This is a genomic window from Amycolatopsis rubida, from assembly GCF_900115345.1.
Taxonomy (GTDB): domain Bacteria; phylum Actinomycetota; class Actinomycetes; order Mycobacteriales; family Pseudonocardiaceae; genus Amycolatopsis; species Amycolatopsis rubida.
Map to the genome: position 1 here is coordinate 512,527 of NZ_FOWC01000002.1, position 10,382 is coordinate 522,908.

Sequence of the window (10,382 nt, forward strand, 5' to 3'; positions counted from 1 at the left end):
GGCGCTCGACCTCGGTCAGTGGCGCGTACTTCTTCGCGATCCGCTCCCACGTCATCGGAACCGTGTCGGGCGTGAACCACAGATCCACATCGGAGATCGCGTTGCGTTCCCAGACGTCGCCCATCGAGTCACGGACCTTGAACACGTCGTCCGGCATCGGGTCGCCTGGGTTCCACACGCGCGGCTTCGTCTCGCCGGCCGGTTCCTCCTGGCCCTGGACTCGTCGATCTCGCCGCGCTGTACCGGGTCGGTGATGCAGTAGGTGCAGGTGCGCACCGGATGGCCGTGTTCCTCGCAGGTGTCCACGGTGCCCGCCGGTTCCTCGTGGTCTTCGCTGATGCGGTGCGTGTCCGCTTCGACGTCCCAGTCGCTCGCCGGTTCCTCGCGGTCCGTGACGGCCGAACCTTCCAGCCCCTTCCACGAGTCGATCAGACCTTCGGCCTTCGCCTGGCAGGTGTCGACGTCCCAGTTGTTCGATGACGCGTCGAAGAGCAGAGCTGTCAGCCAGGTCCGGGCATCACGGGGAATCCGGTTGGGCAGGAAACCGATCTCGTCCTCGCGGTCCGCGACGGGCTCGGCGAGACGTTCGCGCAGTACTCCGAGGATCGCCTCGGTGCCGCGCTCGAACGTCGGGTCGCTGAATGTCTCGCCCGCATAGGCGTCGCCGAGGGCAAGAGCGATCGCTTCTCCGAGCGAGCCGACGCCACCGCGATCGACGTCCGCCCGCACCTCGTCGAGTTTCTCCCGGGCCTCGTTCCGCTCGATGTAGAGCGCGGCAGCCGCCTTGACCGCGGCCTCGTTCGACGGCAGCCGCTCGGTGGTGCCGATCCCGAGCACCTGCTTGAGCCGCGTCCAATCGCTGTCGTTCTCGGCCAGCTTCGCCTCCGCAGCCCTCAGCAGCTCGCCAGCTTGCGCCAGCTCCATCCGGTGGTGGTCGTCGCGGATCTTGAGCTTCGCCTCCACAGCCTCGGCGCGGTGCCGTTCCCGCCACATCGCCTCGTACCAGCCGCACGGCTCGATGTCGTCGCCCGCCTCGGTGCCCTCGCGGTGAGCCTTGAGCTTCGCCTCTGCGGCATCGGCGCGGCGACGATCAGCGTGCACTTCGGACGCGACCTGGCGGACGCGCACCGCGAGTTCATGGAGTCGTGACAACTGCCCCGGCTCGACGGGCACGGTCGCTTCCACCGCGATCGCGTCGGACAGCTCGTGCAAGATCGCGCCGTGCTGGCCCGCATTCGGCCGCTCGCTGGCGTTCTCGGTCTGGTCAGGCATCGGTGCCCTCCTCGGCTTCCGGGGCGATCTGAGCGGCCAGGAGACCGAGGTCTCCGAAGTCAGGCCAGTCGTCGCCGTTGTCGTTGGCGTTGCCGATCTCCTCGTCGAGCACCCGCAGCACATCGGCGACGGTGTCGCGCGCCACCTGCTTCCCGACCTCGCCGTACGGGTCGCCGGGGACGTTCGCGATCGGAAGGATCCGCTCGGTAGCGGCGTCGATCAGGGTCTCGATCAGGCCCTGCATGTCGGTTCGTTCAGGCATCTGGTGTCCCTTCGGGGTTTCGGGGCTCCTGACGGAGCTGGTCGGCGTCGAGCGTTGCCCGGCGCAGCACCGCTGGGGCGAGGTGCGGTTTGCATACGAGGCACGGGACGGCGGGGTCGGCGTCCCGGTCGAGCCATCCGTTGCGGCAGCGCGGGTCGTGGCCGTCCTCGTCGATCGGCTCGCCGGTGCGGTCGAGGTGCCCACTCATGACGCGCCGCGCCAGGCGTCGACAGCGGCGCAGACGAGCGCGACGCGCCGCGGGCCCATGCTCGGCACCTGCGACAGCGTCGAACCGTCCGGGCCATAGCCGCGGTGCTCGTCTACGAGCTGCGCGACCGCTTCGGCGGTGTCGTGGCCGGCGTTCCGGAGCGGGCCGGTCTGGTGGAACGTGAGGCCGTGCTCGTGCAGCGCGGCGATCGGCGTGGTCATGAAGCCTCCAAGGCTCGACGGCACAGCGGGCAAGTGGGTTCGCCGGTGGCGGGGTCGGTGTGCGCGGACAGGCCGTGCAGGCAGCGCACGCGCGCGGTGGTGGGTTGCGTTCCCAAACCGGTTTCGAACAGGTCCACTTCGGATGGCGAGTTCGCTTGATCGTTGAGACGGCCCGCTTGCGGGTCGTCTCGTCGCAAGGGGGTCCGGGGGGCAGCGTGGCCCCCGGTGACGGTTCCTGGTGGTTCCTGAGGGTTAACTGATGGTTCGGGTGGCGTTCCGTGCCGGACGCCGGGATTTTGCGTGCCGGACGCCGGGACGCAGAGTGCCGGACGCCGGGATTCTGCGTCCCGGACAACGCACTCTGCGTCCCGGACATCCGTAGGTTGTCCAGCATTCTGCGTCCCGGACAACCCCTCGTGTCCGGGATTCTCCGTGCCGGACAAGGGGTCGTGTCCGGCACTCTGCGTCCCGGACACGGCAGCGACGGCCGAACGCGAACGCCGCACCGCGCGCGCCGCCGTCTGACGCCGCTTCGCCTCCTCCGCCTCCCCCTCCAGGAACACCCAGTCCGTATCCGGACGCGTCACCGACATGTGCAGCTTCCACCGCGTGCACCCGTTGCGCGCCACGCCGTCGCGCTGGATCAACCCGCCCTCCTCCAGGCGGCGCAAAGCACGCTGGATCGTCCGCTCGTCCAACCCGGTGGCGTAGCGGATGTGCAGCACCGAGGGGAAACTGTTCCGGCCGTCGACCGCGGCGTGCTCAGCCAGCTCGACCAACACCAGGCGCGCCGTGCTGTCGGTCTTGCCCTTCTCGGTCATCGGCATCGGGGCATCGTGGAGCGCCCAGCTCACGGCTTCGTGGCTCACCATGGCCCCCTTTCGTTCTCGTGCAAGTGGTGCCCGGTCCCGGACGTATCAGGGACGACCGGGACCGCGGGATCAGGCGTCGGTGCGGCCGTCGATGTCGTCGAACGCCTTTTCCATCTCCAGCGGCAGCTCGACCCGCCCGGTTCGGCGCTCGTAGGCGCGGCGCAGCAGCCGCCGCAGCTCCTTCGCGTCGGCGGTGTGCCCCTCGAACCCTTCGATCGCGCGGATCCGCGCGGTGGGCACGACGTCGCCGCTCTCGACCTTCGTCGTGATCTTCGTGCAGTCGACGAGCGCGACGATCAGGTGCGCGCTCTCGGGGTTGTCGACCAGGGCGGCCGCGATCCGGGCGATGCCGTTGCGGTCGTCGGCAGGCAAGCTGCCGCTGAGGGTGACGCTCATGTGGTCTGTCCTTTCAGGCGTCAGAGCGAGCGAGTTCGAGCACGGTCCGCAGCTCGGGGGCACGGACACCGAGGCGACCAAGCTCAGCCGGGCTGACCGTGTCGTCGGTGACGAGCGCGAGCGCGGACGTGAGGACGGTCAGGTCCCTGCTCGTCGAGTGCTCGAACTTGCCCGGCGGGGTCTCGCCGAACACGGCGATCCGGTCATAGTTCCCGCGCGGCAGATCCGCACGCCGCACCGGTTTCCCGGCTCGGATGCGACGACCGACCGCCGTGGCGGCGGCACGCCACTGCTCCGCGTGCTTCTCGGTCCATTCCGCGGCGCGTTCCTGGTACTGCGCGACGCGCTCGGCGTGCCGCTCCTCAGCCAGCGCACGCTCGGCGGCGATGGCCTTCTCGGTGGCTTCACGGAGTTTCTGGACGTCGTACCTCATCAGTTCTGTCCTTCCTGGACGGTGGCGGCAGGGTGGCTGTCATCGTTTGCGGACACCGCATCGGCGAGGTGTTCGTAGGCGGCCCGGTATTCCTCGTCGGTCGGCCGTACCGACTTTGCGATCGCGAGGATGCGTTCGAGGACGCTGTCCCACTGGAACTCGCCGAGGTCGGGGTAGTCCTCCCACAGGATGTCGCCGACGGACACGGCGTAGTCGAGCTTCCGGAACAGCGCGTGCCTTGCGACGGCGTCGATCGCGGCCTTGCGGGTTTCGGCGTCCACGGTGCGAACCTCCAGCGGTAGCGGGATCTGGTCGGGGTCGACCGGGTGGTGGTCGACGGGCCGGGCGGCGGCCGGGATCGTGGTGCCGCCGCGTGGTTTCGGCGCGGACGGCCCGAACTCGCGCCGGAAACAGACCGGGCCGTACCGCCGCCGCCTGCTCACCTCGTCCTTGAGCGGCCGGTGGCACTTCTCGCACACAGCGGTCCCGGTCATGACGCCCCCGGAAGGTCGAACAACGCCAGCGGCGGCAACTCGACCTCGACGGTCAGCGGGCCGTCGTGCGCCAGCAGCCTCGGCCAATGCCGAACCAGACCCACCCCGTACCGGGGATGCCAGTACAGACCGGCCGGCTCGCTGCGCGCGTACACGGTGCCGGACGCGCCGAGCACCGACCGGACCTCGCTCGCAGGCGGCTCCGGGTCGCCGGCGGTGAACACGCGGCCGGTCATGCGGCTGTCCCCGCGTGCTCGTCGAGCACGCCGAGCAGGTAGCGGTACGCCGCGACCGCTTGCCGCAGCACGACGCCGTTGCCGACGAGCTTCAACTGCTGCGCGCGGGAGAGCCCAGGAACACCGGTGATCCAGCCAGCGGGAAGGCCCATCATCCACTCGGGAAGCTCCGGATTCAGGACTCGCCCGCCCCGGGCCCCGCGAACGGTAGGGGCGGGTGCAGGTCGTCCGAGGACGGTTTCCCACCGGCGGATGGCGAGGGTATAGCCGGCCCAGTCGAGGCGGGGCTGCTCAGTGCTGGGCGCAGCAGCAGCTCCGCGACCCCGGGCAGCAGCAGGCCCGTTCGGGTCGTCTTGCGGCCGTGCGTCGCGTCCGGGGTCGGCAACAGCGCGGCGACAGTCCGCAGGTCCAGGCCTCCGTCGCCGTGTGTCCCCGGGCCGTTCGTGTCGCTCGTCTTCGGTGTCGGCAACAGCGACGCAGAAGAACCGCTCACGCCGGTGCGGCGCTCCCACGGCGGAAGCGGGGACGCACACCCACGCAAAGCGATACCCGAGCGAGGCCAAGGTGTCGGCGACTCGCCCGAGTTCAGCTCCAACGACAGCTGGGACGTTCTCCAAGAGGACGTATCGGGGTCGTAGTGCGCGAAGGCATCGGTCCACGTCGGGCCAGAGCGCACGCTCATCGTCAGCGCCTTTCTGTTTGCCAGCGAGGGAGAACGGTTGGCACGGCCAGCCCAAGGCGACCAGTTCGACCGGAGCAAGCACCGCGACCAGGTCCCAATCCACCGCAGTGATGTCGCGCAGGTTCGGCACGCCTGGGTAGTGGTGCGCGAGCAACGCGGACGCGGCCGGATCAACGTCGGCGAACCACGCCGGCTTCGCGCCGAATACCTCGCCCGCTGCCATGTCCAGCGCGGCCGTGCCGGTGAACAGCGACCCGGCCCTCATGCCGCGCTGCCCTTCGCGACCGGGCGCAGCCGCCGCGGGGCGGCGCGCCACTGGAGAAGCTCGGCGGCCGTCCGGTCGTCCGGGACCATCGCGGCCAGCAGCACGACCATCGCGCGAGCTCCGGTGAGCGGATCCCGGTACACCATCTCCGCGTCGGCGAGCATCGCGTCCACCATCAGCATGTTCTCGCGACGCACCGCGCGGACCAGCTTCTCCGCGGACTCGACAAGGGTTTCGAGGTAGCGGTCGCCGGTCAGCACTTCGGCACCCGCTTGCGGTGGTTGCGGGACGTCGCGACCCACTCGAAGTCCTGGTCGACGAGACCGAGCATTTGCAGGATCTCCGTCGCCTCAGCCGAATCCCGCGACTCCAGCCGCACCCGCCGCACACAGGCGGCGACCTCCGCGTCGCTGCCCTTCGGGATCGGGCCGCCGAGCAACGCACGCCCCTGCTCGGTCGGGGTCCTCAGCTCGCCGCTCACCGGGCATCGCCCACGACCGGCAGGCCGACGATGTTGCGGCGGCGGTACTGCTCGACCTCGGCCAGCAGCACGCCCCCGTGCAAACCCGCCCGGCGCATCCGCTCCCCGTCGCTGGTGACGTACACGTTCAGGACGTGCCCGGACAGCAGATGCCCGCGGGCGTGCAGGATCCCGAGCGTCCGGGCCCGCCCGCTGGACGCGGTGACCTCGATCCCGCCGAGATGCTGTCCCCACTGCACGAACAGCTCCAGGTCGTGATCCGGCAGGGTGAGGTTCGTCTGCTGGGCGGTCGTGTCGAACTGCTTGAAGTCGCGGGGGATCCGCCACCGGGCGGCGTGCTCGAAGACATGCAGCAACAGATCGAGGTTCGCGCTCACGCTGCACCACCCAGCGCGTTCCTCAGCATCCGCAGCTTCTTCTCCGCTTCCCGCGCGCGTGCCTTCCACGCGTCCCGGTCCGCAGCCAGGGCGTCGATCTGCTCGGCCTTCTCGATCAGATCCGCCAGTGACAGCGAGGAGGCCGCCGTCTTGACGGTCCGCGCGGCACCGCGTCGTTTCCCGTTGTGCCGATGCAGGTGCGGCCGGATGCTGTTGCGGTTTGCACTGGTGTAGTCGCAGTGCACGCACCCGAAGGCTGTTGTTCCATCAGCCAGCGTGAGCGTGCGGATCTGCTGCCAGAACACAGCCTTCCCACCCGGGGCGTCGAACGGCGCGCGCGTGGGCTCATCCGACACCACGGCGACGCCGCCGACCTCAGTTGCAGTCACGATGCTTGTCCTTCCTGGACGATGTGATAGGTGGTCGTGTCGTCGGTGATCCGGACGGGTCCCCATTGCCAGTGCTCGAACGGCACCTCGGCCGAGTCCTCGTGTGGCTTCACGCACCAACCGCCCACCCGGCCCGCGTCCGGGTTGACTGTGACGAACCGGTGGCACGGGCGGCACAACCTGAGCCCGTTCGCCGGGTTCCAGCCGCCGCCCTGAGACCGGTTCTTGCGGTGGTGCCAGTCCAGGCGGCCGCCGTTGCCGCACCGCTCGCAGCACTCCGACCGCGCTTCGAGCGCTTTCTTCCCGTCGTCCTCGGACCACTCCGCGCGGGCGTCCGCCTTCGAGCGACGGCGCGCCTTCAATGGCGCGGTGCGCTTCAGGCCAGCGCCGCGGGCGAGGAACCCGCGACGTCGCAACGGAGTCCGCCTAAGCATCGGTGCTGCCGATCTTCTGCAAGTGCTGTTGGAACTCCTCCAGCACCTCGGCCGGGGCGGTCCGGAACTCCCGCTCGCCGCGGCACCATTCGTGGAACGCGCCCGCGATGTCGGCCAGCCTCATCCGCTTCTTCTTGCCGACCGCGAGGATCAGGTTCCGAAGCTCCGCGGCCCGCTCCTCTGGGCTCAACGAACGCTTCTCAGCAGGCGCGGGCTCGGCGCGGGCGACCGTGTCGGCTGGTTCCTTCTTCCACAGGTCCAGCGCCACCCCGAGTCGCATCGCGGCGTTCCGGATCGCGTCGCCGATCAGCTCCTTCACCGCCGCGCGTTTGCCGGGTGCGTCGCCGTAGCCGATGACGGTCTTCCCGCCGACGGTCATCCGGATCCACAACCCGTTGCTGGCATCGAGGGCGGGCAGGCCGCGCTCGACGAGCGCGAACGGCTCCCACGACCAGCCCGGGTCGATCTCAAGCAGCCGCTCGGTGACGTGCGCGTGCCCGACGTAGTCGAGGTGGATGTGCTTGCCCAGGAACCCTTTGCACACCCGGCACTGCGAGGGTTTGTGCTCGCTGCACGCCCGGTCCGAGCACGCCTTGCAGGTGACGCGCGGCAGCTTCCCGATCTGGCTGTCCTCGAACGGGGCGCGCAGCTTGCCCAGCATCTCCGGAGTCACGAAGCATCGCCCCCGGCCTCGATCTCGCCGGCCGGGCGGGCGAGCAGTTCCAGCAGCGCCGCATCGGCGCGCACCAGCGCGACCACCGACTCCCAGCCGCCCTCGGCCGGAAGGCAAGACACGACCCCGTCCGGTTTACCGACCGACACGCCCGGGACGTCGAGCTCCCCGCCGGGCCCGGTCGGGACGCCGGTGGTCGCGGACATCCGCTCGACCCGCTTGCGCAGGTCCCGCGACACCACCGTCACCGACTTCACCAGGTGCGGCGCGTGCGTGTACAGCGCCTCGTGCACCTCCTGCTCCGACCCGACGACCCGGAACGCGTACTCGGTGTCGTCCGGGTAGTGCTTCGCCGCCCACGCCCCGAACGCGGTCTCGTCCCGCACCGACGCCGTCACCTTCGGGTCCGACTTGGACACCGTCCCCAGCTTCACCCCGTCCAACGGGGACACCACCGGCCAGCGAGCGCCCTTCGGCATCGCCTCCGCCTGCTCCGCGCGGGCCGCGTTGTAGGCGTCGTCGATCCGGTCCTTCAAGTGCTTCAGCGCCGCAACGCGCAGCGCCACCGTGTTCGGGTCGCTCACGAGGACACCGCCGCGTTGTCGTCTGACGTCCCGAACTCGCCGCCGGTCCAGATGTGCAGCAGGTTCTGGACCCTCCGATACGTGTCGCGCTCGTCCTCCGCGCTGCGCTTGTTGGACGGCGTCTCGTACTTCTCGACCAGCCGCACGGCCCGCTGTTCGTTCTTCTTCAGCTCGTCAGCGAAGGTGCTGATGTTCTGGCGCAGCAGCCGCAACTCGTTTTCTGCCTGGCTCACAGGGTTCCTCCAATGCGTCCGGCCCCAGCGTGCTGCGCGACGAGCCTCAGATAGGTGTTCTTGAACTGGTCGACGGTCGACGCGTGCGCGGCCGTGACCGCGTCCACGAACTCGGCGGAGCTGACGTACGGCTCGTCTTCCGGTGCCCGCGCGGTGATCCCGGCGTAGAAGTCCTCGACCCGGTGCACGAACACGCTGCGCCGGTCGATCTCCGCCAACTGGGCGCGCACCGCCGCTTCGTCGGCGGTCACCGGTTGATCACCTCACTGGCCGCGTCGGCGAGCGACTCCTTGAAACCGGCGAACATCGCGACCACGTTCCCGGCCGACTCCTCCAGCTGGCGGATCGCGCCGTGCACGTCCTCCGAGTTCTGCTGCAACCGGGCGTTGACCGCCGACTGGTCGCCGAGCAACGCCAGCACCTGCCCAGCCGATTCGGCCTGCGCCACGTGCAACTGCTCCGCCAGGCCCCTCACCTGCTCGGCCTGTCCGACCGGGACTGTCCCGCTGATGGCCATCAGCTGCGCGGCGATGTCCTGAAGGCTGCTCATGATCTGTTCGTTCCTTCCGAAAGGATGTGGGTGCGCACGGTCAGCGCGCGATGGCATGAAGCAAGTAGGGATTGGCGAATCCGACGGGCACGACGACCAGGCACACCGCGACAGCGGCAGCGAGGACAGCGCGCACGAGCGCTCGGCGGAGGAGGTTCACAGCGGCACCGACTCGACGTCAGCGGCCCACGCGCGCAACAGTCCGCCGAGTTCGTCGTCAGCGACGACCGCCTCCTCGACCTCGTCCCGTTTGCGGTAGGCGTGCCAGGCGAGCAGGAAAGCGCCGTACGCCAACACGATCAGCCCGGCCGCAATCGCGAGGAGCGTGCCGTCGCCGGTGATCCGGAAGCTGTGCGCCGGGCCGGTCTGCTCGACCAGCGCCGCCGGAGCGACGTACACCAGCACCGCGAGCGTGATCACGAGCAGCGCCGAGGCTGCGCGGCGCTTCACCGTTTCACCGCCGTGTCGTCCGGGCCGCACCGGCGGTTGCCCATCGTGCGGCAGTCCCAGCACGGCTCGTCCTCGTTGCACTGCACCGACACCGGGGCCCGTTCCGGCGTGCCGTGGACCGGCTTGCACCCGACCAAACCGGCCAGGGCAGCGACCGCGGTGACAGCGACGATCCCGGCGAAACCCAGCCGCTCGCCGAGCGTCTGGAGCTTCCCCGACCTGCCGCCCTTCGGGTTCTCCTTGTTGCTCTGCTTCGGTTCCGGCGCGGTCTTCTCCGCCTTCTTCGGGCGCGGGGCCTCGGCCTCAACGACCTCGTCGATCCACATCGACGCTTCGCGGATCTTCTTCAGGAACGGCATCACTCGCACACCTCGACCTCGACGAGCCGGTGCGGACCGGCCTCGATCAGCGCCTGCCGCACCGCGCCCGTACGCGGGTTGACCGCGCACCGGTGGCACACCTCGACCGCGAACAACGGCTTGAGGTCCTCCCGATCCGGGTCGGGGTCGCCGCACACCCGCACCGTCGCCAGCTCCGGCCGCGCCGGAGCGCACCAGGTGCACGCGCCGGGCGTGAAATGCGGATCGATCATCACTCGCAGCGCGCCGTGCATCTGCTCGGCGACCGCCTCTATCTCCGCCACCCGGTCGCCGACCGGCGCGAGCAGTGCCCAGCTCGCCGGGGTCGCCTCAACCGGGCGGCGACGGCCGTGCAGCCACGCGCCGAGCGTCTGGCGGCATCGCTGCCGGGTAGTCTGTGCCGTGATCATCGGAGGTACCTCTCCTTTGGTTGGCCCGTCCCGCGTTGCACCGTGGGGCGGGCGTTTCTTCTTGGGTGGGGATCCGGCGGGCCGAGGTGCTGGGGTCACCC

23 protein-coding genes and 1 pseudogene are annotated in these 10,382 nt (G+C 69.9%); all 24 read right to left on the bottom strand.

What is annotated here, in order from left to right:
• Positions 1-51 precede the first annotated feature (51 nt).
• Positions 52-1,272 carry a hypothetical protein gene (locus BM362_RS11235; protein WP_093573065.1) on the bottom strand — a complete coding sequence of 407 codons (1,221 nt, stop codon included), beginning with the start codon at positions 1,270-1,272 and terminating at the stop codon, positions 52-54.
• Positions 1,265-1,534, bottom strand: coding sequence for a hypothetical protein (locus BM362_RS11240; protein ID WP_143132406.1), 270 nt, complete (start codon positions 1,532-1,534; stop codon positions 1,265-1,267). The genes BM362_RS11235 and BM362_RS11240 overlap by 8 nt, the downstream gene beginning before the upstream one ends.
• Positions 1,527-1,742, bottom strand: a complete 216-nt coding sequence (locus tag BM362_RS11245; RefSeq protein WP_093573067.1) for a hypothetical protein — start codon at positions 1,740-1,742, stop codon at positions 1,527-1,529. The genes BM362_RS11240 and BM362_RS11245 overlap by 8 nt, the downstream gene beginning before the upstream one ends.
• Entirely contained in the window at positions 1,739-1,963 is a 225-nt protein-coding gene (locus tag BM362_RS11250) for a hypothetical protein (RefSeq protein WP_093573068.1), read from the bottom strand. The genes BM362_RS11245 and BM362_RS11250 overlap by 4 nt, the downstream gene beginning before the upstream one ends.
• Positions 1,960-2,832: a helix-turn-helix domain-containing protein gene (locus BM362_RS11255; protein WP_208865169.1), complete on the bottom strand. Its 873-nt coding sequence runs from the start codon at positions 2,830-2,832 to the stop codon at positions 1,960-1,962. Before BM362_RS11255 ends, BM362_RS11250 begins: the two co-directional genes overlap by 4 nt.
• A gap of 72 nt (positions 2,833-2,904) precedes the next feature.
• A complete protein-coding gene (locus tag BM362_RS11260) occupies positions 2,905-3,231 on the bottom strand; it encodes a hypothetical protein (RefSeq protein ID WP_093573070.1) in 327 nt (108 codons plus the stop codon).
• 13 nt (positions 3,232-3,244) lie between these two features.
• Positions 3,245-3,664 carry a hypothetical protein gene (locus tag BM362_RS11265; protein WP_093573071.1) on the bottom strand — a complete coding sequence of 140 codons (420 nt, stop codon included), beginning with the start codon at positions 3,662-3,664 and terminating at the stop codon, positions 3,245-3,247.
• The gene (locus BM362_RS11270; RefSeq protein ID WP_143132407.1) at positions 3,664-4,158 is read right to left on the bottom strand and encodes a DUF6011 domain-containing protein; all 495 of its coding nucleotides are present in this window, start codon (positions 4,156-4,158) and stop codon (positions 3,664-3,666) included. The genes BM362_RS11265 and BM362_RS11270 overlap by 1 nt, the downstream gene beginning before the upstream one ends.
• Positions 4,155-4,394 carry a hypothetical protein gene (locus BM362_RS11275; protein WP_093573073.1) on the bottom strand — a complete coding sequence of 80 codons (240 nt, stop codon included), beginning with the start codon at positions 4,392-4,394 and terminating at the stop codon, positions 4,155-4,157. The genes BM362_RS11270 and BM362_RS11275 overlap by 4 nt, the downstream gene beginning before the upstream one ends.
• A complete protein-coding gene (locus BM362_RS48815; RefSeq protein WP_244287119.1) occupies positions 4,391-4,549 on the bottom strand; it encodes a hypothetical protein in 159 nt (52 codons plus the stop codon). The genes BM362_RS11275 and BM362_RS48815 overlap by 4 nt, the downstream gene beginning before the upstream one ends.
• A 351-nt stretch (positions 4,550-4,900) precedes the next feature.
• Positions 4,901-5,341 (bottom strand): annotated as a pseudogene (locus BM362_RS50475) (DNA cytosine methyltransferase); the annotation flags it as partial.
• Positions 5,338-5,601, bottom strand: coding sequence for a hypothetical protein (locus BM362_RS11285; RefSeq protein ID WP_093573075.1), 264 nt, complete (start codon positions 5,599-5,601; stop codon positions 5,338-5,340). The gene BM362_RS11285 and the pseudogene BM362_RS50475, both read right to left, overlap by 4 nt.
• Entirely contained in the window at positions 5,595-5,822 is a 228-nt protein-coding gene (locus BM362_RS11290; protein WP_093573076.1) for a hypothetical protein, read from the bottom strand. The genes BM362_RS11285 and BM362_RS11290 overlap by 7 nt, the downstream gene beginning before the upstream one ends.
• Positions 5,819-6,199 carry a hypothetical protein gene (locus BM362_RS11295; protein ID WP_093573077.1) on the bottom strand — a complete coding sequence of 127 codons (381 nt, stop codon included), beginning with the start codon at positions 6,197-6,199 and terminating at the stop codon, positions 5,819-5,821. Before BM362_RS11295 ends, BM362_RS11290 begins: the two co-directional genes overlap by 4 nt.
• A complete protein-coding gene (locus BM362_RS11300) occupies positions 6,196-6,588 on the bottom strand; it encodes a C2H2-type zinc finger protein (RefSeq protein WP_093573078.1) in 393 nt (130 codons plus the stop codon). The genes BM362_RS11295 and BM362_RS11300 overlap by 4 nt, the downstream gene beginning before the upstream one ends.
• Positions 6,585-7,022 (bottom strand): HNH endonuclease signature motif containing protein, encoded by a 438-nt coding sequence (locus BM362_RS11305; RefSeq protein WP_143132408.1) that lies wholly within the window; start codon positions 7,020-7,022, stop codon positions 6,585-6,587. Before BM362_RS11305 ends, BM362_RS11300 begins: the two co-directional genes overlap by 4 nt.
• Entirely contained in the window at positions 7,015-7,695 is a 681-nt protein-coding gene (locus tag BM362_RS11310) for a hypothetical protein (RefSeq protein WP_093573080.1), read from the bottom strand. Before BM362_RS11310 ends, BM362_RS11305 begins: the two co-directional genes overlap by 8 nt.
• Positions 7,692-8,279 carry a hypothetical protein gene (locus BM362_RS11315; RefSeq protein ID WP_093573081.1) on the bottom strand — a complete coding sequence of 196 codons (588 nt, stop codon included), beginning with the start codon at positions 8,277-8,279 and terminating at the stop codon, positions 7,692-7,694. The genes BM362_RS11310 and BM362_RS11315 overlap by 4 nt, the downstream gene beginning before the upstream one ends.
• Positions 8,276-8,512 carry a hypothetical protein gene (locus BM362_RS11320; protein ID WP_093573082.1) on the bottom strand — a complete coding sequence of 79 codons (237 nt, stop codon included), beginning with the start codon at positions 8,510-8,512 and terminating at the stop codon, positions 8,276-8,278. The genes BM362_RS11315 and BM362_RS11320 overlap by 4 nt, the downstream gene beginning before the upstream one ends.
• Positions 8,509-8,763 carry a hypothetical protein gene (locus BM362_RS11325; RefSeq protein ID WP_093573083.1) on the bottom strand — a complete coding sequence of 85 codons (255 nt, stop codon included), beginning with the start codon at positions 8,761-8,763 and terminating at the stop codon, positions 8,509-8,511. Before BM362_RS11325 ends, BM362_RS11320 begins: the two co-directional genes overlap by 4 nt.
• Positions 8,760-9,062: a hypothetical protein gene (locus BM362_RS11330; RefSeq protein ID WP_093573084.1), complete on the bottom strand. Its 303-nt coding sequence runs from the start codon at positions 9,060-9,062 to the stop codon at positions 8,760-8,762. The genes BM362_RS11325 and BM362_RS11330 overlap by 4 nt, the downstream gene beginning before the upstream one ends.
• Positions 9,063-9,218: 156 nt before the next feature.
• The gene (locus tag BM362_RS11335) at positions 9,219-9,512 is read right to left on the bottom strand and encodes a hypothetical protein (RefSeq protein ID WP_093573085.1); all 294 of its coding nucleotides are present in this window, start codon (positions 9,510-9,512) and stop codon (positions 9,219-9,221) included.
• Positions 9,509-9,871, bottom strand: a complete 363-nt coding sequence (locus BM362_RS11340; RefSeq protein WP_093573086.1) for a hypothetical protein — start codon at positions 9,869-9,871, stop codon at positions 9,509-9,511. The genes BM362_RS11335 and BM362_RS11340 overlap by 4 nt, the downstream gene beginning before the upstream one ends.
• The gene (locus BM362_RS11345; protein WP_093573087.1) at positions 9,871-10,281 is read right to left on the bottom strand and encodes a hypothetical protein; all 411 of its coding nucleotides are present in this window, start codon (positions 10,279-10,281) and stop codon (positions 9,871-9,873) included. The genes BM362_RS11340 and BM362_RS11345 overlap by 1 nt, the downstream gene beginning before the upstream one ends.
• Positions 10,282-10,382 lie beyond the last annotated feature (101 nt).

Bases quoted from the DNA above. Each gene is read 5' to 3' on its own strand.
- BM362_RS11240 (WP_143132406.1), bottom strand. From the start codon at position 1,534: ATGCCTGAACGAACCGACATGCAGGGCCTGATCGAGACCCTGATCGAC.
- BM362_RS11330 (WP_093573084.1), bottom strand. From the start codon at position 9,062: ATGAGCAGCCTTCAGGACATCGCCGCGCAGCTGATGGCCATCAGCGGG.
- BM362_RS11340 (WP_093573086.1), bottom strand. From the start codon at position 9,871: ATGCCGTTCCTGAAGAAGATCCGCGAAGCGTCGATGTGGATCGACGAG.
- BM362_RS11245 (WP_093573067.1), bottom strand. From the start codon at position 1,742: ATGAGTGGGCACCTCGACCGCACCGGCGAGCCGATCGACGAGGACGGC.
- BM362_RS11275 (WP_093573073.1), bottom strand. From the start codon at position 4,394: ATGACCGGCCGCGTGTTCACCGCCGGCGACCCGGAGCCGCCTGCGAGC.
- BM362_RS11250 (WP_093573068.1), bottom strand. From the start codon at position 1,963: ATGACCACGCCGATCGCCGCGCTGCACGAGCACGGCCTCACGTTCCAC.
- BM362_RS48815 (WP_244287119.1), bottom strand. From the start codon at position 4,549: ATGATGGGCCTTCCCGCTGGCTGGATCACCGGTGTTCCTGGGCTCTCC.
- BM362_RS11345 (WP_093573087.1), bottom strand. From the start codon at position 10,281: ATGATCACGGCACAGACTACCCGGCAGCGATGCCGCCAGACGCTCGGC.
- BM362_RS11265 (WP_093573071.1), bottom strand. From the start codon at position 3,664: ATGAGGTACGACGTCCAGAAACTCCGTGAAGCCACCGAGAAGGCCATC.
- BM362_RS11305 (WP_143132408.1), bottom strand. From the start codon at position 7,022: ATGCTTAGGCGGACTCCGTTGCGACGTCGCGGGTTCCTCGCCCGCGGC.
- BM362_RS11260 (WP_093573070.1), bottom strand. From the start codon at position 3,231: ATGAGCGTCACCCTCAGCGGCAGCTTGCCTGCCGACGACCGCAACGGC.
- BM362_RS11235 (WP_093573065.1), bottom strand. From the start codon at position 1,272: ATGCCTGACCAGACCGAGAACGCCAGCGAGCGGCCGAATGCGGGCCAG.
- BM362_RS11270 (WP_143132407.1), bottom strand. From the start codon at position 4,158: ATGACCGGGACCGCTGTGTGCGAGAAGTGCCACCGGCCGCTCAAGGAC.